Genomic DNA, 20791 nt, shown 5'->3' with positions numbered 1-20791 from the left:
AATGCACTGGAACGCAATTGTCGCGCATATTTTAATCATTGGTATAGGTGCGCCCCATGGTGGGACGTCGAGTTGGGTAACGGGAAGAGTTCCGTTTCTCTTAGGCTCTAATCTCTCCGTCCGGCGCATAGACGAAAAATTTTCTGCGAAAGGGAAGTTGTGGCTACTGAAAACGAAAAGGCCGTACTCCACTACCCGGGCGGCGAGTTCGAGATGGACATCGTCAAGGCCACCGAGGGCAATGACGGTATCGCGCTGGGCAAGCTCCTTCAGGAGACCGGGCTGACCACCTTTGACCCGGGCTACACTGCTACCGGCTCTACCGAGTCGAGCATTTGCTACATCGATGGCGCGAACGGTGTCCTTCGTTACCGCGGTTACCCGATTGAGCAGCTGGCTGAGAAGGCAACCTTCAATGAGGTGTCCTACCTCCTGATTAATGGCCATCTGCCCACTCAGGAAGAGCTCGAGCAGTTCAACTACGACGTTCGTCACCACACCCTCCTGGATGAGGACTTCCGTCGCGCATTCAGCATCTTCCCGCGTGGTGCTCACCCGATGCAGACCCTGGCTTCTTCGGTAAACATTCTGGCTTCCTACTACCAGGACGAGCTGGATCCGCTGAATGAAGAGCAGCGCAACCTCGCAGCTGTTCGCCTGATGGCGAAGCTGCCCATGCTCGCCGCTTACGCATATCGCGCTTCCAAAGGCGAGCCGTACATGTACCCGGATAACAAGCTGAACGCCCGCGAGAACTTCCTGCGTATGATGTTCGGCTACCCGACCGAGGACTTCGAGGTTGATCCGGTGGTCGTTGACGCGCTGGATAAGCTGCTGATTCTGCACGCTGACCACGAGCAGAACTGCTCCACCTCCACCGTCCGCATGGTTGCATCTTCCGGTGCTTCGATGTTTGTCTCTATCGCCGCTGGTATCAACGCACTCTCCGGCCCGCTGCATGGTGGCGCTAACCAGGCTGTTCTTGAAATGCTCGAGGACATCCAGAACAACCACGGCGGCGACGCAACCGAGTTCATGAACCGCGTTAAGAACAAGGAGCCGGGCGTTCGCCTGATGGGCTTCGGCCACCGCGTCTACAAGTCTTACGATCCGCGCGCTGCTATTGCCAAGAAGACTGCGCATGAGGTTCTTGCTCACCTCGGTGGCGACGAGCTGCTGGATCTGGCCATGAAGCTGGAAGAGATTGCACTGGCTGATGACTACTTTGTCCAGCGCAAGCTCTACCCGAACGTTGACTTCTACACCGGCCTGATTTACCGTGCAATGGGCTTCCCGACGGACTTCTTCACCGTCCTCTTCGCCCTGGGTCGACTCCCGGGCTGGATTGCTCACTTCAACGAGCAGGTCACTGACCCGGCATCGAAGATTAACCGCCCGCGCCAGATTTACGTTGGTGAGACCGAGCGTGACTTCGTTCCTCGCGAGAAGCGCTAAGAGTCTCCTTCTGCCGCGCGCAGGGGCTGGGATTCCGGCGTGAATCCAGTGCCTAGTGCAATAAATAAGGGCTCATAAGGCGCGCACCACCTGGCAAAGGTTGGTGCGCGCCTTTTAATTTGCCTAGAATTTGCATGCAACCCAATTGAGATTGGCTTCAGCCAATCGTGATAGGAGATTATCGTGTCCAAGCCAGAGCTAACCGCAAAGTCCGGTCCTGCTCCGACCGAACTCGTCATCAACGATCTGACTGTTGGTGATGGTGCAGAGGCGACCCCGGGAGCCCGTGTCGAGGTCCACTACGTCGGTGTCGACTTCGAAACCGGTGAAGAGTTTGACTCTTCCTGGAATCGTGGTCAGTCCATTGAGTTTCCTCTCAATGGCCTCATTGCAGGCTGGCAGGAAGGCATTCCGGGAATGAAGGTTGGCGGCCGTCGCGAACTGATTTGTCCGCCAGAGAAGGCCTACGGCCCGGCCGGGGCTGGCCACTTCCTCTCTGGAAAGACTCTTGTCTTTGTAATCGATCTGCTTGACGTCAAGTAAGTCGATTAATTGCAAAAGCGCGGGGTGCTGGAAACCATTTCCAGCACCCCGCGCTTTTGCAGGCTAATAGGTGATGAACTGACTTAGCTTCGGCCACCCCTCGTGTCTAGATGGGGCTAGAACGAGTTCGGGGGAAGGTGGCCACCCGGGAAGTACTCATTGACGTACTTGCCCCAGTCCTGCTCAACCCGGTCGTAGTAAGCCTGGGTCGCTGGATCGTCGGAGGTGAGAGCGTTTGCGGCGCTAGCTCCGCCGACCATAGTGGCACCGGCGAGAAGACCGATTGCTGCAACCTTGCGAATCTTCATGGTGTTCTCCTTGCCGAATTCCTAGGTTTCTGTCCGTCAGAAAAAGGGAAAATTTTTTCCAGCCTGATTATCACTGGTCAATGTGATCTTTATTATCGAATCAGGCGGTAGTGCATCCCTAATGCTTTGCCCCTGCTTCCGAACCTCCGTTGGTCTTTGCCTGCCAGGTTGTGCTGACCATCTCAACGCCGAATTATGGTGACATTTCAAGGAAATTTGAGATTTTGTCCGAGTCGATATCGCGAAATTCGACGTGAATAACTGGTGTGAACTAGAAAAGGTGAAAAATTCTATCCCAAAAGTTTTCCGGCTTACTCGCCCAGCGCGAACTTACGGTAGTGGGCGAAGCGCTGTTCTCGGCCCACTCGACCAGGTTCGCACTCCAGGGTCCACAGAGCGTGCTCAATTGCTTGCAGTGCGCGCTCGGTCAGGTTCGCCGGATTGTCAGGCTCTTCGACGATCTGGTCGATGACACCGGAGTCCAGCATGGCCTCGGCGCCCACGCCTTGCTCTTCCATCATCTGCGGCGCATGGTCAGTGTCACGGTAGATGATTGCCGATGCGCCCTCCGGGGGCAGCGGTGACATCCAGGCATCGTGCATCGCAAGAACCCGATCAGCCGGCAGCATAGCCAGTGCGCCGCCACCGCAGCCCTGACCCAGGATGAGTGACACCGTCGGAACCTTTAGGTCCACCAGAGTGGTCAGGGTGCGAGCGATTTCGCCGGCCATCGCATTTTCTTCGGCATCCTTCGTCAACTCGGCGCCCGGCGTGTCAATCACCGTCACCAGCGGAATGTTCAGGCTCTCAGCAATGCGCATCGCTCGACGGGCGAAACGCAGAGAACCCGGCCCCATCGGGTGGGTGCCCAGCGGCGGCTGATTATGACGATCCTGTGCCACCAAGACCACGGGGCGCTCGCCGATGCGGGCCAATCGTGCCCGAACAGCTAGCGACTTGTGACCGTCGCCAGTGCCAGAAATCGGTACCGAGCGATCTACTAGGGCGTCAATGACATCACCGCCGCCCGGGCGGGAATTCGAGCGCGTGCGAACAATAGCCTCCCATGTATCGCGGCCATCGATGACCGCTGCCGGGGGAGCAGTAGGTTCGGATCCTGCACCGTCGGCAAGCACATCGATAGTGCGACGGACGGCACCGCGCAGGCCATCGAGTGGAATGATGCCGTCAATGATGCCTTGTTTGAAGAGGTTCTCGGAGGTCTGCACTCCCTCTGGCATTGGCGCGCCGGTGGCTAGCTCTACCACGCGCGGGCCGAGAAAGCCCAGGAGCGCGCCGGGCTCGGCGAAGGTGAAGTGGCCGGCCGAGCCCCACGAGGCCATCACTCCGCCGGTGGTGGGGTTGCGCAGGTAGACCAGGAAGGGCAGGTGCGCGTCTTTGTGCCGGGCAACGGCCGTTGTTATCGAGATCATCAAAGCGAATGCCGCAGTGCCCTCCTGCATACGCGTTCCGCCCGAGGTCGGCGACAGCAGCAGAGGCAGCTCCTCGTCCGTAGCGCGCTCGATGCTGCGGATAATACGACGCGCGGTGGCCGCGCCAATCGAACCTCCGAGGAAGCCGAATTCAGAGCAAATCACCGCCACTCGCCGATTGCCGACGGTGCCCTCGCCGGTCATGACGGCCTCGTCGACCCCTGACTTGTCCGTGGCTCGGGCGAGGGAGGCCTGGTATGCCTCGTCAATCTGGCCATGCTCGGGCTCGGAATCCCAGGAGATGAAACTTCCGTGGTCGAGGACGGTATCGATGACTTGCTGCGCATTAATTCTTGCCATGATTTCAAGGTTATTCAACAAATAGAGCAGGGGCTTGGTCGGGCGTGCTCGTTAAGGGGTAGTCAGTGGCGCTTGGCTCGTTAGAATTAGGAGAAGCAATTTTTCAAGCGGAGCACCGGGTGGCTGCCACGCGGCGCCTGCCCACAGGGATCTGCCCCACAAGGAAGCGAGGCCTCAGACACCCATGACTCAAGCGCGCAAAAAGATCATTCTCGACCTGGACACTGGCATCGACGACACCCTGGCCCTGGCCTATGCGCTGGGGTCGCCCGAGCTAGATGTCATCGGTGTAACCGGTACCTTTGGAAACGTGGTGGTGGAGCAGGGAGTTCGTAATGATCTGGCGTTGCTCGACCTGTTCGGTCGCGCGGATGTTCCGGTATTTGAGGGTCTGCCACATGCCTCGACGAAGGACAGTTTCGCGACGCTCGACATCTCTCGTTTCATCCACGGTGACAACGGTGTGGGCAATGTGGAGCTCTCAGAGTCAGAGCGTAAGGCTGAAACAGTCTCCGCGGTGGATTTTCTGGTCGAGTCTGTGCGCAAATATGGCGACGATCTCGTTATCGTCCCCACCGGCCCACTGACGAACATCGCCGCGGCAGTCGAGAAGGACCCGGAGTTCGCATCCCGCGCGCACATCGTCTTTATGGGCGGCGCACTGACCGTCCCCGGCAATGTCACTCGTTGGAGTGAAGCCAACATTAATCAGGATCCAGAGGCAGCCGACCTGGTCCTGCGCACCTGCGCCGACGTCACCATGGTGGGACTCGACGTGACCCTGCAGACCCTGCTGACAACGGCCGAAACTGCTGTCTGGCGCGAGACCGGCACTGAAGCTGGCCGCATCCTCGCTGATATGACCGACTACTACATCCGTTCCTACGATGTCACGGCGCCTCACCTCGGAGGCTGCGGCCTGCACGATCCCCTGGCTGTCGGCGTGGCAGTAGATCCGAGCTTGGTTACCACTCTGGCTCGCAACATGAAGGTCGACACCGAAGAGCCGACCCGCGGGCGCACCATCGGTGACGACGAGCGCCTGAATGACCCGAATAAGAACGCCTGCGTCGCCGTCGCGGTCGATGTGGATCGTTTCCTCGGGGAGCTGATGGATCGTATCGGTTCCACAATCGCCGCCGCGAAGCAGCACGGGGAGGGCAGTTAGATGAGCGCTCCTCATGTCGCCGACACCGCTGGCGCGCCCATCGAGCAGGAAATCGAGCGCCTGCGGGCATTGCACAATTCGCGCCCAAAGGTCTGCGTCGTCGGCTCGATTAATGCTGATCTCACCGTCACCGTCGAGCGTCTGCCCCACGGAGGCGAGACCATCGCCGGATCCCCGCTGCGCATTCTTCCGGGCGGCAAGTCCGCCAACCAGGCCGCAACCGCCGGAAAGCTTGGGGCGGACGTTTCGCTGATTGGTGCTGTGGGGCGGGATCCGAATGGCTCATTGCTTCTCGACGCCCTGGCCGACGCTCATGTGGACATCAGCGACGTAGCGCGGACCGAGTCCTCGACGGGAACGGCGATGATCGTCGTCGACGATTCCGCGGAGAATTTCATCGTCATCTCGGCAGGGGCCAACGGCGACGTCGGCCCCGAGATGGTGCAGGCGCACCGCAGCCGCATCGAGGGCTCCGGTGTCCTCGGCCTTTGCCTGGAAATCCGCGACGAGTCCGTCATTACTGCGGCGCGCGTCGCCAACGAGGCAGGCGTGCCGGTCGTGTTCAATCTTTCGCCGATTCGCAAGGTCAGCGACGAGCTGTTGGATTTGGTCGACGTGCTGATTGTCAACGAGCACGAGCTCGCCGCAATCGTCGGCGAGGATGCCGCACGCGCGGGTTTCGACGGTGGCAACTGGGATGCCGCCGGGCGCGCGCTTGCCGACGGCCACGGAATCGCTGACGCCGTCGTCACGCTCGGCGGTGCGGGGTCTGTGGTGCTTGCCATGGAAAAAACCGTCGCAGCCACGGAAGTGACTGCGACGGCGATTGCCCCGCTGAAGATTGACGTCGTGGATACGACTGGCTGCGGTGATTCCTACATGGGAACCCTTCTGACCGCGATTGCGGCGGGCCACAGTGTGGCGGAGGGAGCGGAGCTTGCGGCCGCGGTGTCAGCGTATGCGGCTACCGGTGTCGGCGCGCAGAGCTCCTACGGGACCACCGATCAGGTGGCGCAGTTCCTTCGAGGGCGTTAGCTCTTCGCGGTGAGCGCTTTCTTCCAGCTCACTGCGGCGCCGGTGCGCAGGATGTTGCGCGGGTAGATTTTCGCGGCCAGTGCGATGACTCCGACCACGCTGAGCGCCATGAGAACGAGCGCGCCTGCAAGCTGCAGCGCCGAGAAGTTTCCTGCCGCGTACTGCAGCGGCGCGGTCGTGATGGACACAGGAGGGATCCAGGCTGCGATCTGCATGAAGGTCGAGTCCAACTTGGACCAGCCGAACAGTGGCACGTACATGGTGATCAACGACAGCATCAGCACCGGGGTCTGCGCACCCTGGAAGTCCTCCATGCGGCTGACCAGCGATGCGGATGCCGCGTAGAGGGCAGCGAAGAAGAAGTATCCGAGGATGAAGCAGGGCAGCAGTAGCCCGACCGCGGACCACGGAATGTCTATGGCCTCGCCGATGCTCGTGAAGTAAAGAGCGGCGGAAGCACTGATTACAAGGATTGACATCATAATCAGACCCGCCAGGGCTGCGCCCAGTATCTTGCCGGTCAGCAGGTGCATGGGGCGCACCGTCGAGAGGATGATTTCGATGACACGGGAAGACTTCTCCTCAATCACGCTCATCGCGACGGCACCACCGAACATCAGGATCGCGGTGACCATCAGCATGACACCGATTAGGGTGATGATGATTGCCGGGAAGTTCGCCTCCTTCTCAGGGGAGAGAGCCTCTACAGAGACCGAGCCTGACTGTGCTTTTTCGTAGAACTGCTGCGCATCGACGCCCTGGGCGGCAAGAGCTTCGGCCTCGGTCTGTTTTTGTAGCGATTCCTGCAGGATAGGGGCTAGCCAAGACGGTGCGTCGTCGGCAAGCAGGCGCCACGCGCCGGGAGTTTCTCCCGGCATGAGGGCCGCATCGGCATCGCCGTCGGTGACAGCCGTGCGAGCGGCGGCCTCGTCGGGGGATTTGGTCAGCTCGATGCGGGAGACGCTGGCGCCGGCCATGGCGGCGAATTTTTGCTGGCCGGAATCACCTTTTTTGGATGCCTGCTTGGAAACCTGCTCGGAGACCTGCGCAGCAGTGGACGCGAAGGGCGCCTCGCCGACCACAGTAACCTTGGTTGTCTCGTTCGAGGACTTGTTCATGAAGTAGTCCGCCGCAATGACACCGCCGACCGTTGCTACGGCCATGATGATCAGGGTAATCAGAGAGCTCTTCTTTAGCAGGCTCTCGCGGAGTTCGCGGACGAAGACTGTCTTGATTGCGGTGGAGGCGCTGTAGTTGTTGGTAGTTGGGCTCATGACTGGACTGCTTCCTGGTAGAGCTCGGTCAACGGGATCTGGAGGGGGGCGAAGGAACGCAGCGTGCCGGCGGACATGGCTGCGTGGAGGATTCGCTGGTCGACGTCGGCGGGGGCATTGTCATCCAGGCGTACGACGGTGGCACCATGAGTGTCTACCTCAGTCGAGGTAACGCCGGAGATGGAGCCGGCCCAGGAGGAGTCAGCGCTATCAACGCGGACCACAAAGGCCCGCGGACCACGGGCGCGCAGCTCACCGACGGTGCCTTCGACCAACATGCGTCCGTCGCGGATGATGCCGACTCGGTCGCAGAGACGCTCGACTAGGTCCAGCTGGTGTGAGGAAAACACGACTGGCGTGCCCCGGTCTGCGTACTCTTTGAGAACCTTGCTCATCACGCCGACTGCCAGCGGATCTAAACCAGAAAAGGGCTCGTCGAGGACGAGAACCTCCGGGTCATGGATGAGTGCAGCCGCCAGCTGAACTCGCTGCTGGTTACCCAGGGACAGAGTGTCGACCTTGTCGCCTGCGCGCTCGGTAAGTCCTAGGCGCTCCAGCAGGCTATCCGCATTGGACACGGCGCGGGCGGGGGCCACTCCGTGGAGGCGAGCGAAGTAAATCAGTTGTTTGCGGACCTCCGACTTCGGATAGAGGCCGCGTTCCTCCGGCATGTATCCGACGGTGCGGCGCAGGGTGTCGTTCATCGGGGTGTCGCCGATGCGGACTTCGCCGGCATCGGAGGACAGGACACCGAGGGCGATGCGCATAGTGGTGGTCTTGCCGGCGCCGTTGGAGCCGACGAAGCCGTAGATTTCTCCGGGATTGACGTGAAAGCTCATCCCGCGGAGGACGTGGAGGTCCCCGTAGGACTTTTCGAGCCCGTCGATTATGAGGCTATTCATTGGTGTTCCTTTTGTGAGGTTGCCAGTGGTCTGCAGTTTTGTTTGGGGAGGTTTACTGTGGGCTACGTGGATTACTCGTCTCGCAGGTTCCAGGCGTAGACGACGGTAGGCAGCGTCGAAATGAAGAGAAAAGCGACGATGCCGAAGATCCCGACGCTGTACGGAATGTAGTGTCCCCAGTCCGGGTTTTCGTTCAGCACAAAGGTGCCTACGAAAATTAGCGAGAGGAAGGCTGCCAGGCCGAAGTATGTGTAGCAGCGGTATGTCAGTCCCCGCAGGCTTAAGATCTGGTCCTGCTGGTATTCGTCCAACAGAGAGATAGGCGCGCTGTCAATCATGTCGACAGTGATATTGAGGCTGGTCCATACAAACATCATGATGAACGACACCGCCGCCCAGACCAGGCCGAGCCAGGATGGGAACATATCAATCAGCGCGCCGATGAGAGCAATGCCGCTGAGCAGCATCAGCACCAGGCACGCCTCCAAAGCGATGACTAACTTCCTCCTACCGGCTTGATTGCGCCACCGAGGTAGCCAGCCCGACATCTGCTCGACGCGCTTGAGATACTTCGCCTCGCGCCGGGCCTCCAACTTCTCGAGGAAGGTTGGTGTTTCGGTAGCGGTCCGAACAAATGGCATCACTAGCTTTCCTTTCGGTACAGGGCGGAGGACATCGGGGTGAACTCGGTGCGGGAAAACACGGCCTCGACGGGAAGGTCGAATACCGCGCAGATCCGGAACGCCAGATCCAGGCTGGGGTAGTGGTCGCCGCGCTCCAGTGCGCCAATCGTCTGAGGGTTGACCTCAACTTCCTTGGCTAGTTGTGCCCGGCTCAGGCCGTGTTCCGTCCGAAGTACCGCGATCCTGTTGAATATCGGATCTTTGGGACTAATCTTTGGGGACACATGTCAAAGTATTGTATAAACACAACGATTTATCAACGATAGTCGACAAATTAACAACAGAAATTTGTAAAATCGCAGGTCGTTGCACTCGGTGTGAGTGGTCCGTGCATTCGCGTTGCAGGGCTCGTACACTCGCGGACATGACCACAACGAATAATCAATCTCAGATTGAAAACCTCACCCTGGTCGATGGAAACACCATCCCGATCCTGGGGCTCGGAACCTACAAAATGAGCGACGAGGAAGCCCGCGAGTCGGTCGCCTACGCCCTCGAGCTGGGCTACCGCCACATCGACACCGCATCCCTCTATGGCAACGAGCGCGGCGTCGGTGCCGGGATTGCCGATGCCGTGGAAAAGGGCGTCGTAAAGCGCGAAGATGTGTTCGTGACCACAAAGGTTTGGAATGATGCGCAGGAGCCGCAGGCCACGCGCGAGTCGGTGCAGGCCTCGCTCGAACGGCTCGGCCTGGACTACATCGATCTGGTGCTGGTGCACTGGCCGGTCGAAAGCCAGGGTGCCTTCGGCCAGTGCTTCGACACCCTGCTGGAGCTGAAGGCTGAGGGGCTCATCCGCTCAGTTGGCGTGGCCAACTTCTACCCGGAGGTCCTCGACCAGCTCTCTGAGACTCCGGTCGTCAACCAAATTGAGCTGCACCCGCAGTTCCCGCAGGATGATCAGCTTGCCGACGATCGCCGCCGCGGCATTGTCACCCAGGCCTGGTCGCCAATTGGCCGCGCTACCTACCTCGATGGCTCTCCTATCGCGGAAATCGCCGCCGAGCTGGACAAGACGCCCGCGCAGGTTGCCATTCGTTGGCACCTGCAGCGCGGTGTTGTTGCCATTCCGAAGTCCGCCAACCGAGAGCGCATCCGAGAGAACTTCGAGGTCACCGACTTCGCGCTTACCGACGAGCACATGGACACCATCGCCTCGATGGCGCGTGCCGACGGTCGGATGAGCGCCGATCCGCGGGACTTCGGTAACGAATAAGCGGGCATATTTTAGGTAAACAGGGTTCGCCGCGCAGCATCGGCCGGTAGCCTGGTGGCCATGACGAACCCTGCTTCTGAAATCCGCGTCGAGTCCGACGACATCATCACCACCATCACCATTGACCGTGATCACAAACGCAACTCCTTAACTGCCGACGTGTGTCGCGATATCGCCGACGCGATAGAGGAGGCCGAGAAGTCTCAGGAACGCCGCGTCGTTTTGCTGCGTGGAGAGGGGCGCGCGTTCTGCGCCGGCGCCGACTTGGGCGGTCAGCACCATGAGGGTAGCTTTCACGAGCAGCTGCGGCGCATGCTCCGCACCATTGAAAGCAGTCGCCTGATCGTCATCGCAGACATCCAAGGCCCGGCCGTCGGCGCAGGCATGCAGCTGGCGATGGCGGCGGACCTGCGCATCGTCGGTGAGCGCGCCTGGTTCATGATTCCGCCGGTGAAACTCGGCATCGCGGTGGACGCCTGGACTGTGCGCCGGGTCCGGGTTCTGGTTGGAGGTGCCCGCGCTCGCACCATTTTGCTTGCGGCCGAGCGCATGGATCAGGACGAGGCTGTGCGCTGCGGCTTCGCCTCCTACCTGGGCGGATCCGATAAGGCCGACGAGGTGGCGCAGCGAATTGCCACCTACGCGCCGCTGTCGCTGGCCTACCACAAGGCTGTCCTCAATGATGATGAGACGCATTCCCCGCTGGGCGCCGAGCAGCAGGCCCTCTATGACCAGGTGTGGGCTTCCGAGGATGCAGCTGAGGCCGCGGCTGCTCGAGCGGAAAAGCGCGAGCCCCGCTTTCACGGAAAGTAGTCTCCGCTAGGCGCGGAAAAATCCCCGCGGAACTTTAGTGCTCCCGTCCGCGGGTAGGCTTCGAAGGAGAATTGCCGTTATGCCATCGTGTCTTTGCGCCGATGTGCCGTGCGAGAAAGCGGGAGCGAAGTGATCGTGTCGTGGGAAACCCCCGAAACCGGTCTGACCCGGAGTCAGGTAGAGCAGCGCTGTAAAGAGGGCAAGGTCAACCACCTGCCGCCGACGTCCGGGCGCAGCGTGTGGGACATTGTCCGCGCCAACGTATTCACGCGAATTAACGCCATTCTCGCGGTGTTGTTCGCTATCGTGCTCTACACCGGCTCCATCGTCAACGGCGCCTTCGGCCTGCTCATCATCGCCAACTCCGCCGTCGGTGTAATCCAGGAGCTGCGCGCTAAGCGAACCCTGGACAAGCTCTCCATTGTCGGCCGCGCGAAACCAAGCGTCATCAGAGATGGAGCAGAGGCCCAGGAAATTGATCGCGAGGCCATCGTCCTCGACGACCTCGTTGAGATCGGCCCCGGCGACCAGATTGTCGTCGATGGTGTGGTGCGCTCGGGCCGTGACCTCTCCGTCGACGAGTCCTCCCTGACAGGCGAGTCCGACCCCGTCTACAAGCGTGCAGGTGACACCGTCTACTCGGGGTCCTCCGTCATCGCGGGCAGTGCAACCTATCAGGCCACAAAGGTCGGCGCCGAGGCGTACGCCGCCAAGCTCGCCGCGGAGGCCAGCAAGTTTACCCTCACAGACTCCGAGCTCTTCCGTGGCATCAATACAATCTTGCGCTACATCACCTGGATTCTGATTCCAGTCGGCGCACTGGTGATCTACACCCAGCTCTTCCGCTCCGGTAGCGCGTTCAAGGAAGCTCTGCTGGCTATGGTCGCTTCGCTCGTGCCCATGGTGCCGGAAGGCCTGGTGTTGATGACCACCATCGCCTTTGCCCTCGGCGTGATTCGGCTCGGCCGCCACAAGGTCCTGGTCAATGAGCTGCCCGCGATTGAGGGACTTGCCCGCGTGGACGTGGTCTGCGCCGACAAGACCGGTACCCTGACCAGCAACACCATGCGTCTCGATTCCATCGAACTCATCGACTCTTCTCGCTCGCGCTCCGACATCGACTCCGTGCTACTCGACCTCTGCCGTCTCGACGAGCGCCCGAACTCCACCGCCCGGGCGCTTATCGACGGCCTCGAACAACCCGATTCTTCCGTCGGCAAGCGAGAGATAGTGCAGTCCCAGCCGTTTACCTCCTCGCTGAAGTGGTCTGGACTGACCTATTCAGGCAGCGAGACGTGGGTGCTGGGGGCTCCAGATGTGCTTGCCGACGGCTCTTCAGGTGGCATGGAGCGCGCAGGCGAGTTGATGGAGTCAGGGATGCGAGTGCTGCTGCTGGCATCCTCGGCGGTCCCGGTGGGGGAGATTCCCTATGGGGCGGGGCAGTCGCCGGAGCCGGGAGATGGCGTGCTCGAGCCGGCAGCGCTGGTTGTCCTCGGACAGACGGTGCGCTCCGATGCGGCCGAGACGATTCGATACTTCGGGGATGAGGGGGTCGAGGTCAAGGTTATCTCCGGTGATAACGCGCAGGCGGTTGGCGCAGTGGCCCGCGAGCTGGGTATCGAGGGGGCGAATCAGCCACTCGACGCGCGCAGGCTTCCCGAATGTGCCGATGGTAAACCCAGTCAGCAGTTCGCCGATGAGGTCGAAAACCGTCGTATCTTCGGGCGAGTTACGGCCGAACACAAGCGCAATATGGTCAGGGCTCTGCGTGGTCGCGGGCATCATGTCGCTATGACCGGCGATGGTGTCAACGATGTGCTGGCGCTGAAGGAATCAAACCTCGGCGTGGCGATGGGGGATGGGGCGCCCGCGACGCGTTCGGTAGCGCAGCTGGTGCTGCTTGATAACAAGTTCGCGGTTATGCCAACGATAGTGGCGGAGGGGCGCCGCGTGATTGGCAACATTGAGCGCGTTGCGAACCTGTTTTTGACCAAGACCATCTACTCGGTCGTCCTTGCGCTGGCAGTGGGACTGATTGGCATGGAGTATCCCTTCGAGCCGATTCACGTGACTGTGACCGGATGGTTCACGATTGGCATCCCCGCCTTCGTGCTCTCGCTTGCCCCGAACCTGGAGCGGGCCCGCGAAGGATTTGTATCTAGAGTGCTGAAACTTGCCATACCGGCGGGCGTGACTGTCGGTGTGCTGACGTTCCTGTTCTGGCTCTGGGCCTACCCGGGGGTCTCGGCGAGCGCGGATGCTAGAGGGGAAGCGTCGACTGCGACGCTGGTGGTGCTAATCGTCTCTGCGTTTTGGGTGCTCGTCGTGGTCGCGCGGCCGTACGCCTGGTGGAAGTTGGTTCTGCTGGCAGTCTCAGCCGGGGCGTACGTATTTATCTTCACTGTTCCCGTTGTATCCGCTGTGCTACATCTGCATCAGGTTGGGCCTGCGTTGCTGGCTTCGGCGTTGGCCGTCGGCGCATTGGGTGCTGCCATTGTGGAAGGGCTCTGGTGGATTCGCCGGGCTACCTCCGAACGTGGTCATTCGAAGGGCTAGCACGTTACGAGTTAATGGTCGCTAACTAAGCACTGTTACATGGCGGGGAGAGGTGTATCCGTTGCGGGGGTAACGGTGTTGGTGGGCGTGTTTGCTGGTCAGCGTTTTTTCGGGGGTGTCTGAGCATCTCCTGAGGGGATGTTAGCCGACTTTCATTTCGTGGCGAACTGTGTTCCAGGTAACTTTGTTCCATCACATAAATAAAAATGTGGCGCACAGCACACACTCGATGTGTCTGTGGAGTAAATCATCACGAACACCCGCGTAACATCCCTTAGAAAGGATTACCCTGTGTCCGCAGTTCCAGCGCCGACCAATCGGCACAAGCCACAAGCGGCGGAATACCGCTATGTGCGCGACACCGCGCAGTTCCAGGAACTCCGTACGAAGTTCCGCTCCTTTACCATTCCGATGACCGTTGCCGGTCTCGTCTGGTACATCGCGTTCGTGCTCTTCGCGACTTTTGCCCCTGAACTGGTGGCAATGCCGGTGATGGGCAACATCAACCTGGGCATTGTTCTGGGAATTCTCCAGTTCGTAACTACCTTTGCCATCACCTGGATTTACATCAGTTTCGCAAACAAGAAGCTCGAGCCCATGCAGGCCGCGATTCGTGACGCCATGGAAAACGGCGACATCGCGCAGCAGCTGGCAAAGGAGGGAAAGTAAGCCATGATCTCGACTAACTTCCTCGCCGCAGAAGGCACCGCCGACGCAGCAGCTGCAGGTAACCCGATTCTCAACATTATCGTCTTCGTCGCCTTCATCGTCGGCACCATGCTGATTGTTACGCGCGTCGGCAAGAGCGGTAACAAGGGTGCTTCCGACTTCTACACCGGTGGCGCGCAGTTCTCCGGTACCCAGAATGGACTGGCCATCGCCGGCGACTACCTCTCCGCCGCATCCTTCCTCGGCATCGTCGGTGCCATCGCGCTAACCGGCTACGACGGATTTCTTTATTCCATCGGCTTCTTCGTCGCATGGCTCGTTGCTCTGCTGCTCGTCGCCGAGCCCCTGCGTAACGTCGGTAAGTTCACCATGGCAGACGTTTTGTCCTTCCGTCTGAAGCAGATCCCGGTCCGCACCGCCGCTGCAATCTCCACGCTCGCGGTGACCCTGTTCTACCTAATTGCTCAGATGGCAGGCGCTGGCTCGTTGGTCGCAGTTCTGCTGAATATCCACGATAAGACTCAGCAGTCCATCGTCGTAGGTGTCGTCGGTATCATCATGGTCGCCTACGTCTTGATCGGCGGTATGAAGGGCACCACCTACGTTCAGATGATTAAGGCTGTCCTACTTGTCGGCGCCGTCATCATCATGACTCTGCTCATCTTCTTCGGAGTCAAGGGCAACTTCTCCCAGCTCCTGCAGAACGCTATGGACATGCACGCCGGTTCTGCCTACATGGCAGAGAAGGGCTACCAGGCCAAGGACATCCTCGAGCCGGGCCTAAAGTATGGTGGCTCTTTCACCAAGCAGCTCGACTTCGTCTCCCTGGGCCTCGCGCTGGTTCTCGGTGTCGCGGGTCTGCCGCACGTTCTGATGCGCTTTTACACGGTTCCGACCGCCAAGGAAGCACGTAAGTCTGTGACCTGGGCCATTATCCTCATTGGTGGCTTCTACCTGCTGACCCTGGTTCTCGGCTACGGTGCTGCTGCGCTGGTCGGCCCGGACCGCATTAATGCAGCCCCGGGTGGCGCTAACGCGGCCGCTCCGCTGCTGGCCTTCGAGCTGGGCGGCTCGATCTTCATGGCTGTCGTCTCCGCAGTTGCATTCGCAACCGTTCTCGCGGTCGTCGCCGGCCTGGCGATTACCGCCTCCGCCTCCGTCGGCCAGGATCTGTACCAGGCCGTTATCCGCAAGGGCCAGGCTACTGAGGCTGAGCAGGTCCGCGTCTCCCGTATCACCGTGATCGTCCTCGGCGTCGCATCGATCATCCTGGGCATCCTGGCCATGGGCCAGAACGTCGCCTTCTTGGTCTCCCTGGCCTTCGCGGTCGCTGCATCTGCTAACGTCCCGACGATTCTGATGTCGCTGTTCTGGAAGCGCTTCAACACCGCAGGTGCTGTGGCCTCCATGTACACCGGTGTCATCTCCTCATTGGTTCTGATCGTCTTCTCCCCGGCGGTGTCCGGTTCCAAGACCTCGATGATTCCCTCCGCAGACTTCGCACTGTTCCCGCTGTCCTCGCCGGGCATCGTGTCCATCCCGCTGGCGTTCCTGGCCGGTATCATCGCCACCTATATTGGCAAGCCGGACAATTTCGAGGACCTCGCCGCAGAGATGGAAGTGCGCTCCCTCACCGGTGTCGGTACTGAGGCGGCCGTCGACCACTAAAACCAACTTCAATCCCAGCTGCCTGGATGCTCTCCGCCGTTTAAAAGCGGGGATGGCACAGACTGGACCAAAAGCGCTTTAGACGCAGCGAACGTCGGAAAGCGGGCCGAGAGCACAAGAGCGATCGGGAAAACCCGCGCAGACGGAAGGTGCGACTAAAGCGCCCTTTGTGTCTTGGCGATAAGGTGGACAAGTATTAGAACGAAACTCATTAGAGCAATTGATGGAGTGTGTATGACTGGCAATTCTGTCGACTCTGTGGCCACCACCCCGCGTCGCAGCGCCCTGTATGACGAGCACGTAAAGCTCGGCGCGGAAATGCGAAACATCGGAGGCTACGAAGTGCCTTTCCGCTACACCTCGGAGGTGGCGGAGCACGATGCGGTGCGCGAGGCGGTTGGCCTGTTCGATCTCTCCCTCATGGGCATCATTCGAGTCACGGGCGAGGATGCTTCTTCCTTCCTGGCACACACCCTGATTTCTGCAATTAAGCCTCTCGCCCTGGGGCGCGCGAAGTACACGATGATTGTCCAGGAAGACGGCGGCATCATCGACGACCTCATCATCTACCGCCTCGGCAGCCACGAATTCATGTTGGTTCAGAATGCGGCAAACTTCGAGGAAGTGCACTCAACCCTGCTGGAGCGTGTCGGCGGGTACAACGTTGAGATTGAGCTGATGGATCGCATCACGGCACTGCTCGCGGTTCAGGGGCCGAAGGCTGCGAAGCTGCTCCGCCGCGTGCTTCCGCAGGATCTTCATGCCACGCTCGATGAACTCAACTACTACTCGTGCACCCTGCTCGAGGTCGCGGGTGTTGAGATGATTGTCGCTCGGACCGGATACACCGGCGAGGACGGCTTCGAAATCTTCCCTCCGGCGGATCGCGCCGTAGACGTTTGGCGCGCTATTCTCGCGGCGGGCGGGGAATTGGAGTCCCCGGCCGATCCGGCCGATAAGGGAGAGGCGCTCGGTCTTTTGCCCTGTGGACTGGCTTGCCGCGACACCCTGCGGCTGGAGGCCGGTATGCCCCTCTACGGCTACGAGCTGACTCGTGATCGCACTCCGCTCGAGGCCGGTCTGAAGTCGATTATGGGGCCGACCAAGGGGCAGTTCATCGGACGCAACGCCCTGTTTAACCGTCCGCAGTCGAAGCAAGTCCTGGCGGGCCTTCGAATCTCCGGCTCGGAGGCTCTGAACCGCGGAACCAAGTTGCTCGATGCCGACGGTAACGAGGCCGGCGTGATTACCTCTTCGAAGGTTTCCCCGACGTTGGGGCAGCCGATTGCCTTCGCCTATGTTGAGCGCTGGCTCGCCACAAAGGGTACTGAGTTTAAGGTCGCAGACTCCGATGTCACCGCGACTGTGGTGCCGACGCCTTTCTACAATCGTCGCCACCGCAAGTAGGCGCCCCTATCTGGCCTGCCCCGTGCCTTGCTAGTGGCTAGCGGTTTAGCGCTTGTCCTGGCTGGGTTCGGCGCTTGGCTCGGAATGCATATCATCGTGCATTCCGGGAGCGTCGATTTCAGGGGCCTCGGTCCTCGTTGTACCGGGGTCTACATCCGTCTCGGTGCGCGTGGAACCAGTTGGGCTTGTGGTCTCGCTGGTGGTGCTGTCCGGCGTCTCTGGGTTCTGTGTCGAGGTTTCGGATGGCATTCCGGTTGTGGATTCCGCTGTCGTGGGAATCCAGGTCTGACTCTCGACGGCCTGGTGTCTATCGGAACTTTCCGGAACCACGGTCCACACTTCATTGTTCCCCACGACGGAACATTTCAGGGCCTGCCCGTTTGCTCCTTTCCGGACATCGCCGGCGCGATTGGGGCAGAGCTGTCCGATTCTCGGAACTCCTCCTTCTCGAACCTGGGGCGCTGCCGCGGGCCGCGTCCCCGCCGAAGAGCTAACCGCCTCCGTAGTCGATGTCGATTCGCTCGTGCGGGTGGTTCTTACCCCGCTTGCCGACGATGCCCCGGATTTTTCCGGAGATGTTTCGCCGGCGCAGGCTACACTGAGGGCTGCCGTGAGGGCAAGAGCACCGGCAAGCGCGCAGCTGCGAGCGACGCGGGGGACCGCGGTGGTGGAGGTGTGGGTGACTCGCACGGTGTCTCTCGCTTTCTGGGGTTCAGGCCCGATTGGATCTAGTAATGGTGGCTCGAAGGAGACTACGGAATAGATAACAACCTTCGTTTATAAAAGGGCACTATACATTGCCAGTCCGAAAATACGGTGTTCGAAGGCGCAGTCCTAGGGGATATGATGCGTTTTATGTCGAATCAGCAGCAGCCCGATGGCGGTTTTTCCTCCACAGTTGAACGAGGGGTGCGGTCGGTAGCGCGGGAGAACTCGGAACTGGCACTAAGGCGGGCGGCCGCGTGGTTTATCGACGCCGTGGTGGCGGCTCTCATTTCAGCGGCTCTTGTGTGGGCGGTGACCGCAGTTTGGGATCTTGTCGCTGGAGGCGGATCCATCCGGTCCCTTCCTGGATTTGAGCTATTGTTTAACGTCCTAGCTCCCATGATTCTGTTTGCTCACCGCGCAGTATGGGAGTGCAGGGGAGTGCGCACGTACGGACAGCAGACGATGCTGCTTTTGGCTGTAGCCGAGAATCCGAGCGCGGAAGATAACTGTGGCGTCGATAGCGTTGGCGGATCATCCGGCGTTGTCTCGGCGCTGCTGCGTAACTCGTATATTTTGTTCGTAGCGAGCGAGGGATTTGGTTTTGAGTGGGGTTTGGAGATAGTCCTCGCTACCGTTTTGGTGAGTGTCCTGTTTAAGGGGAGACATCCGTTCGATGTTCTTGCGGGAAAACGAGTCATCATCGCTCCTTGCGAGGTCAAATAGCAAGGTGCACACGGGGACGTGAAAGAGGGCGGATAGGAACCTAAAATCCCTATCCGCCCTCTTTTCGTTTCGTGCTGAGGCGCTGTATGCCTTTACTGAGGCGCTGCCTCCAGCGCATCCGCAGCGGCGTTGCGGCGAACGTCGTAAAGCGCCTTGTCCTTCGGCAGCTTCCAGTCGTCACCGATGAACCAGGTAGCGGCTTCCTTGTCTCCTTCGAGGAAGCGGAGGAAGGCCAGGGTCAGGCCGGACTCGCTGGTGTTGTAAGTCGCGTCCATCTCGGTGTTGTGGCGGGAACCTCGGACCGGAGTCCACCATGCCGGCTGGTCGAGTAGACCGTAGCGCCAGCGGGCCAAACCGAACGGTGCGGCGTGGTCCATGTCAGCTTCGACGAAGAGGGTCGGAGCCTTGCCGGTGAGGCCGTGCCAGTAGAAGTCACCGACACTCGGAGTCATACCGACAACACCGGCGACGCGCAGCTCTGGAATTGTGCGCTTCATTTCGCGCTCCAGCACGCCGTTCATACCGAGTGCAGAGTCACCGGAAGCGGAGTGTCCGAACATGTACAGACGAGAGAAATCGATACGTCCGTGAAGTGGGTGATTCGGATCCTTGTTGGCCTTGTCCGCGATAATCGTCGCAGCCAGGAACTGCTCGCCGAAACCGTTGAAGCTAGACGAGGTCGGGACACCGATGAAGCCGTGGTGAGCCAGCAGCTCGGCCATGTGGTCCTGCAGGCCGGGGTCAGCGAAGAGCCCCGGGCCGAGCAGCACAATGGGGAGCTTCTGGTCCTGCGGCGCGTCCTTGATGAACGACGGGAAGACGAAGTGAGCGCTAATCAGGTCGTTGATGCTGGTGGGGAACTTCTTCTCCGGGAAGGTTCCGTAGCACTTCGGCAGTTCGACATAACCGTACTGCTTTGCGAGGTCACGCATGTGCTTGCCGAGGGTCTGGCACTCGAATGGCTTTGTGGTGCGGCTAATGTCCGCGTACTCGCCAGCGCTGCGGAAATACTGCGCCATAATCGAGTTTTCGAGGTTGCCCGCATTGTGATCTTCCGGATTGCGGACAATCTTGCAGTCCTCGGTACCGTCTGACAGCTTTTCGCACACGTGCTTATTGGAAGAAAAGCCGCACTCGTTCCACCAGGAGTATTCCTTGCCGGAGTCAAATTCCTCCGACGGGGTCTGGCCACGGTAGAACTAGTCGAACGGCTTAGCAGCGTCACCTGCAGGAGTCGCCGGAGACTGCACCGCCGGGGAGTCGGCCGGTGCCGGTGCAGCCGGGCTTGCGGGCAAGCCTGGAATCGTCGGGATTAGTGCCGGCTGTGCCATGGCAGGAGAGGTCAGTCCTCCGGAGATGACGGCCATTGCGGAGGTGAGCGCGATCGCTACCTGTCCTCGGCGCAGCGTACGTCGTGAAGAAGAACGCATTGAGTCGTACCAATCAAAATCGAAGCTTAGGGAAAGCTTAATGCACAATACATTTGTAGGTATAGCACAAGTATTGCATCAAAAAGAAATGGTTTTAGCGATTGCGTGCACTACACATTCCACCTTAAGTATGAATGGTTGGCTAAATATGCAGTTTGCGCGCCCGATATTCGGGTAGCAGGGGTAATCGATTGGGGATAACGCCTGGGGGTGTGGCTATCCCATTGCCTAGTTGGTGTAGCTGGGATGATGGCAGGCTAAGCTTCGGGGGTGCGTAGGGTGTGTCTATAAGGCGTATTGGTGATGGTAGTTACATTTGTGGAAGTTTCTTGCAAAACAATTAATGGTGACAAGATACTGACATTTATGTATTTGTCGCATGCTTATCTGCATTAGGTTTTCTTAAGCTGTAAGCGGTTTGCAGACAGGGGTCGCCATCT

21 protein-coding genes are annotated in these 20791 nt (G+C 59.8%); 13 read left to right on the top strand and 8 right to left on the bottom strand.

What is annotated here, in order from left to right:
- The first annotated feature begins 159 nt into the window (after positions 1-159).
- Together CLAC_RS09780 and CLAC_RS09775 are read left to right on the top strand one after the other, a co-directional pair.
- Entirely contained in the window at positions 160-1455 is a 1296-nt protein-coding gene (locus CLAC_RS09780; protein WP_082313327.1) for a citrate synthase, read from the top strand.
- 183 nt (positions 1456-1638) lie between these two features.
- Complete coding sequence (locus CLAC_RS09775; RefSeq protein ID WP_053412763.1) at positions 1639-1998, top strand: FKBP-type peptidyl-prolyl cis-trans isomerase; 360 nt, start codon at positions 1639-1641, stop codon at positions 1996-1998.
- Between the two features lie 116 nt (positions 1999-2114).
- On the opposite strand, the gene CLAC_RS09770 is transcribed toward CLAC_RS09775, so the two are convergent.
- Both CLAC_RS09770 and CLAC_RS09765 read right to left on the bottom strand, forming a co-directional pair.
- A complete protein-coding gene (locus CLAC_RS09770; RefSeq protein ID WP_053412762.1) occupies positions 2115-2306 on the bottom strand; it encodes a hypothetical protein in 192 nt (63 codons plus the stop codon).
- Between the two features lie 311 nt (positions 2307-2617).
- Entirely contained in the window at positions 2618-4099 is a 1482-nt protein-coding gene (locus CLAC_RS09765; RefSeq protein WP_053413391.1) for a carboxyl transferase domain-containing protein, read from the bottom strand.
- Between the two features lie 184 nt (positions 4100-4283).
- Between CLAC_RS09765 and CLAC_RS09760 the strand changes: the two genes are divergently transcribed.
- Both CLAC_RS09760 and CLAC_RS09755 read left to right on the top strand, forming a co-directional pair.
- On the top strand, positions 4284-5267 hold the full coding sequence (locus tag CLAC_RS09760) for a nucleoside hydrolase (protein ID WP_053412761.1): 984 nt from the start codon (positions 4284-4286) through the stop codon (positions 5265-5267).
- The gene (locus tag CLAC_RS09755) at positions 5268-6302 is read left to right on the top strand and encodes a ribokinase (RefSeq protein WP_053412760.1); all 1035 of its coding nucleotides are present in this window, start codon (positions 5268-5270) and stop codon (positions 6300-6302) included.
- On the opposite strand, the gene CLAC_RS09750 is transcribed toward CLAC_RS09755, so the two are convergent.
- The 4 genes from CLAC_RS09750 to CLAC_RS09735 form a co-directional block, all read right to left on the bottom strand.
- The gene (locus CLAC_RS09750) at positions 6299-7576 is read right to left on the bottom strand and encodes an ABC transporter permease (protein WP_053412759.1); all 1278 of its coding nucleotides are present in this window, start codon (positions 7574-7576) and stop codon (positions 6299-6301) included. The two genes, CLAC_RS09755 and CLAC_RS09750, sit on opposite strands and share 4 nt — an antisense overlap.
- A complete protein-coding gene (locus CLAC_RS09745) occupies positions 7573-8478 on the bottom strand; it encodes an ABC transporter ATP-binding protein (RefSeq protein WP_053412758.1) in 906 nt (301 codons plus the stop codon). The genes CLAC_RS09750 and CLAC_RS09745 overlap by 4 nt, the downstream gene beginning before the upstream one ends.
- Positions 8479-8549: 71 nt before the next feature.
- Entirely contained in the window at positions 8550-9119 is a 570-nt protein-coding gene (locus CLAC_RS09740) for a hypothetical protein (protein ID WP_053412757.1), read from the bottom strand.
- A gap of 2 nt (positions 9120-9121) precedes the next feature.
- Entirely contained in the window at positions 9122-9385 is a 264-nt protein-coding gene (locus CLAC_RS09735) for a helix-turn-helix transcriptional regulator (RefSeq protein ID WP_053412756.1), read from the bottom strand.
- 140 nt (positions 9386-9525) lie between these two features.
- On the opposite strand from CLAC_RS09735, the gene CLAC_RS09730 reads away from it, so the two are divergent.
- The 9 genes from CLAC_RS09730 (at position 9526) to CLAC_RS09700 (ending at position 18921) form a co-directional block, all read left to right on the top strand.
- Complete coding sequence (locus CLAC_RS09730; protein WP_053412755.1) at positions 9526-10377, top strand: aldo/keto reductase; 852 nt, start codon at positions 9526-9528, stop codon at positions 10375-10377.
- A 60-nt stretch (positions 10378-10437) separates the two neighbouring features.
- Positions 10438-11190: an enoyl-CoA hydratase gene (locus CLAC_RS09725; protein ID WP_053412754.1), complete on the top strand. Its 753-nt coding sequence runs from the start codon at positions 10438-10440 to the stop codon at positions 11188-11190.
- 132 nt (positions 11191-11322) lie between these two features.
- Positions 11323-13746: an HAD-IC family P-type ATPase gene (locus CLAC_RS09720; protein ID WP_053413390.1), complete on the top strand. Its 2424-nt coding sequence runs from the start codon at positions 11323-11325 to the stop codon at positions 13744-13746.
- A gap of 291 nt (positions 13747-14037) precedes the next feature.
- Positions 14038-14415, top strand: coding sequence for a DUF485 domain-containing protein (locus CLAC_RS09715; protein WP_053412753.1), 378 nt, complete (start codon positions 14038-14040; stop codon positions 14413-14415).
- A 3-nt stretch (positions 14416-14418) separates the two neighbouring features.
- The gene (locus CLAC_RS09710) at positions 14419-16083 is read left to right on the top strand and encodes a solute symporter family protein (protein ID WP_053412752.1); all 1665 of its coding nucleotides are present in this window, start codon (positions 14419-14421) and stop codon (positions 16081-16083) included.
- 234 nt (positions 16084-16317) lie between these two features.
- Positions 16318-17490, top strand: a complete 1173-nt coding sequence (gene gcvT / locus CLAC_RS09705; protein WP_053412751.1) for a glycine cleavage system aminomethyltransferase GcvT — start codon at positions 16318-16320, stop codon at positions 17488-17490.
- A gap of 163 nt (positions 17491-17653) precedes the next feature.
- The gene (locus tag CLAC_RS13075; protein WP_281175549.1) at positions 17654-17779 is read left to right on the top strand and encodes a hypothetical protein; all 126 of its coding nucleotides are present in this window, start codon (positions 17654-17656) and stop codon (positions 17777-17779) included.
- Between the two features lie 120 nt (positions 17780-17899).
- Positions 17900-18253 (top strand): hypothetical protein, encoded by a 354-nt coding sequence (locus CLAC_RS12715; RefSeq protein ID WP_156324830.1) that lies wholly within the window; start codon positions 17900-17902, stop codon positions 18251-18253.
- Between the two features lie 92 nt (positions 18254-18345).
- Positions 18346-18921 carry a hypothetical protein gene (locus CLAC_RS09700; protein ID WP_156324829.1) on the top strand — a complete coding sequence of 192 codons (576 nt, stop codon included), beginning with the start codon at positions 18346-18348 and terminating at the stop codon, positions 18919-18921.
- Between the two features lie 92 nt (positions 18922-19013).
- Here CLAC_RS09700 and CLAC_RS09695 read toward each other — a convergent pair whose 3' ends face one another.
- Positions 19014-20030 carry an alpha/beta hydrolase gene (locus tag CLAC_RS09695; RefSeq protein WP_053412749.1) on the bottom strand — a complete coding sequence of 339 codons (1017 nt, stop codon included), beginning with the start codon at positions 20028-20030 and terminating at the stop codon, positions 19014-19016.
- Positions 20031-20120: 90 nt separating this feature from the next.
- The gene (locus CLAC_RS12710; RefSeq protein WP_156324828.1) at positions 20121-20351 is read right to left on the bottom strand and encodes a hypothetical protein; all 231 of its coding nucleotides are present in this window, start codon (positions 20349-20351) and stop codon (positions 20121-20123) included.
- Between the last annotated feature and the right edge of the window lie 440 nt (positions 20352-20791).

The organism is Corynebacterium lactis RW2-5 (assembly GCF_001274895.1).
Classification (GTDB): domain Bacteria; phylum Actinomycetota; class Actinomycetes; order Mycobacteriales; family Mycobacteriaceae; genus Corynebacterium; species Corynebacterium lactis.
Note: the sequence above shows the minus strand (reverse complement) of the source record. Positions and strands in the feature narration are given on the sequence as shown.

Excerpts from the sequence above, each read along its gene's own strand:
- CLAC_RS09755 (WP_053412760.1), top strand. The coding sequence starts at position 5,268 with ATGAGCGCTCCTCATGTCGCCGACACCGCTGGCGCGCCCATCGAGCAG.
- CLAC_RS09745 (WP_053412758.1), bottom strand. The coding sequence starts at position 8,478 with ATGAATAGCCTCATAATCGACGGGCTCGAAAAGTCCTACGGGGACCTC.
- CLAC_RS09760 (WP_053412761.1), top strand. The coding sequence starts at position 4,284 with ATGACTCAAGCGCGCAAAAAGATCATTCTCGACCTGGACACTGGCATC.
- CLAC_RS09730 (WP_053412755.1), top strand. The coding sequence starts at position 9,526 with ATGACCACAACGAATAATCAATCTCAGATTGAAAACCTCACCCTGGTC.
- CLAC_RS09765 (WP_053413391.1), bottom strand. The coding sequence starts at position 4,099 with ATGGCAAGAATTAATGCGCAGCAAGTCATCGATACCGTCCTCGACCAC.
- CLAC_RS09750 (WP_053412759.1), bottom strand. The coding sequence starts at position 7,576 with ATGAGCCCAACTACCAACAACTACAGCGCCTCCACCGCAATCAAGACA.
- CLAC_RS09725 (WP_053412754.1), top strand. The coding sequence starts at position 10,438 with ATGACGAACCCTGCTTCTGAAATCCGCGTCGAGTCCGACGACATCATC.
- CLAC_RS09770 (WP_053412762.1), bottom strand. The coding sequence starts at position 2,306 with ATGAAGATTCGCAAGGTTGCAGCAATCGGTCTTCTCGCCGGTGCCACT.
- CLAC_RS09700 (WP_156324829.1), top strand. The coding sequence starts at position 18,346 with ATGTCGAATCAGCAGCAGCCCGATGGCGGTTTTTCCTCCACAGTTGAA.
- gcvT (WP_053412751.1), top strand. The coding sequence starts at position 16,318 with ATGACTGGCAATTCTGTCGACTCTGTGGCCACCACCCCGCGTCGCAGC.
- CLAC_RS12710 (WP_156324828.1), bottom strand. The coding sequence starts at position 20,351 with ATGCGTTCTTCTTCACGACGTACGCTGCGCCGAGGACAGGTAGCGATC.
- CLAC_RS09710 (WP_053412752.1), top strand. The coding sequence starts at position 14,419 with ATGATCTCGACTAACTTCCTCGCCGCAGAAGGCACCGCCGACGCAGCA.
- CLAC_RS09740 (WP_053412757.1), bottom strand. The coding sequence starts at position 9,119 with ATGCCATTTGTTCGGACCGCTACCGAAACACCAACCTTCCTCGAGAAG.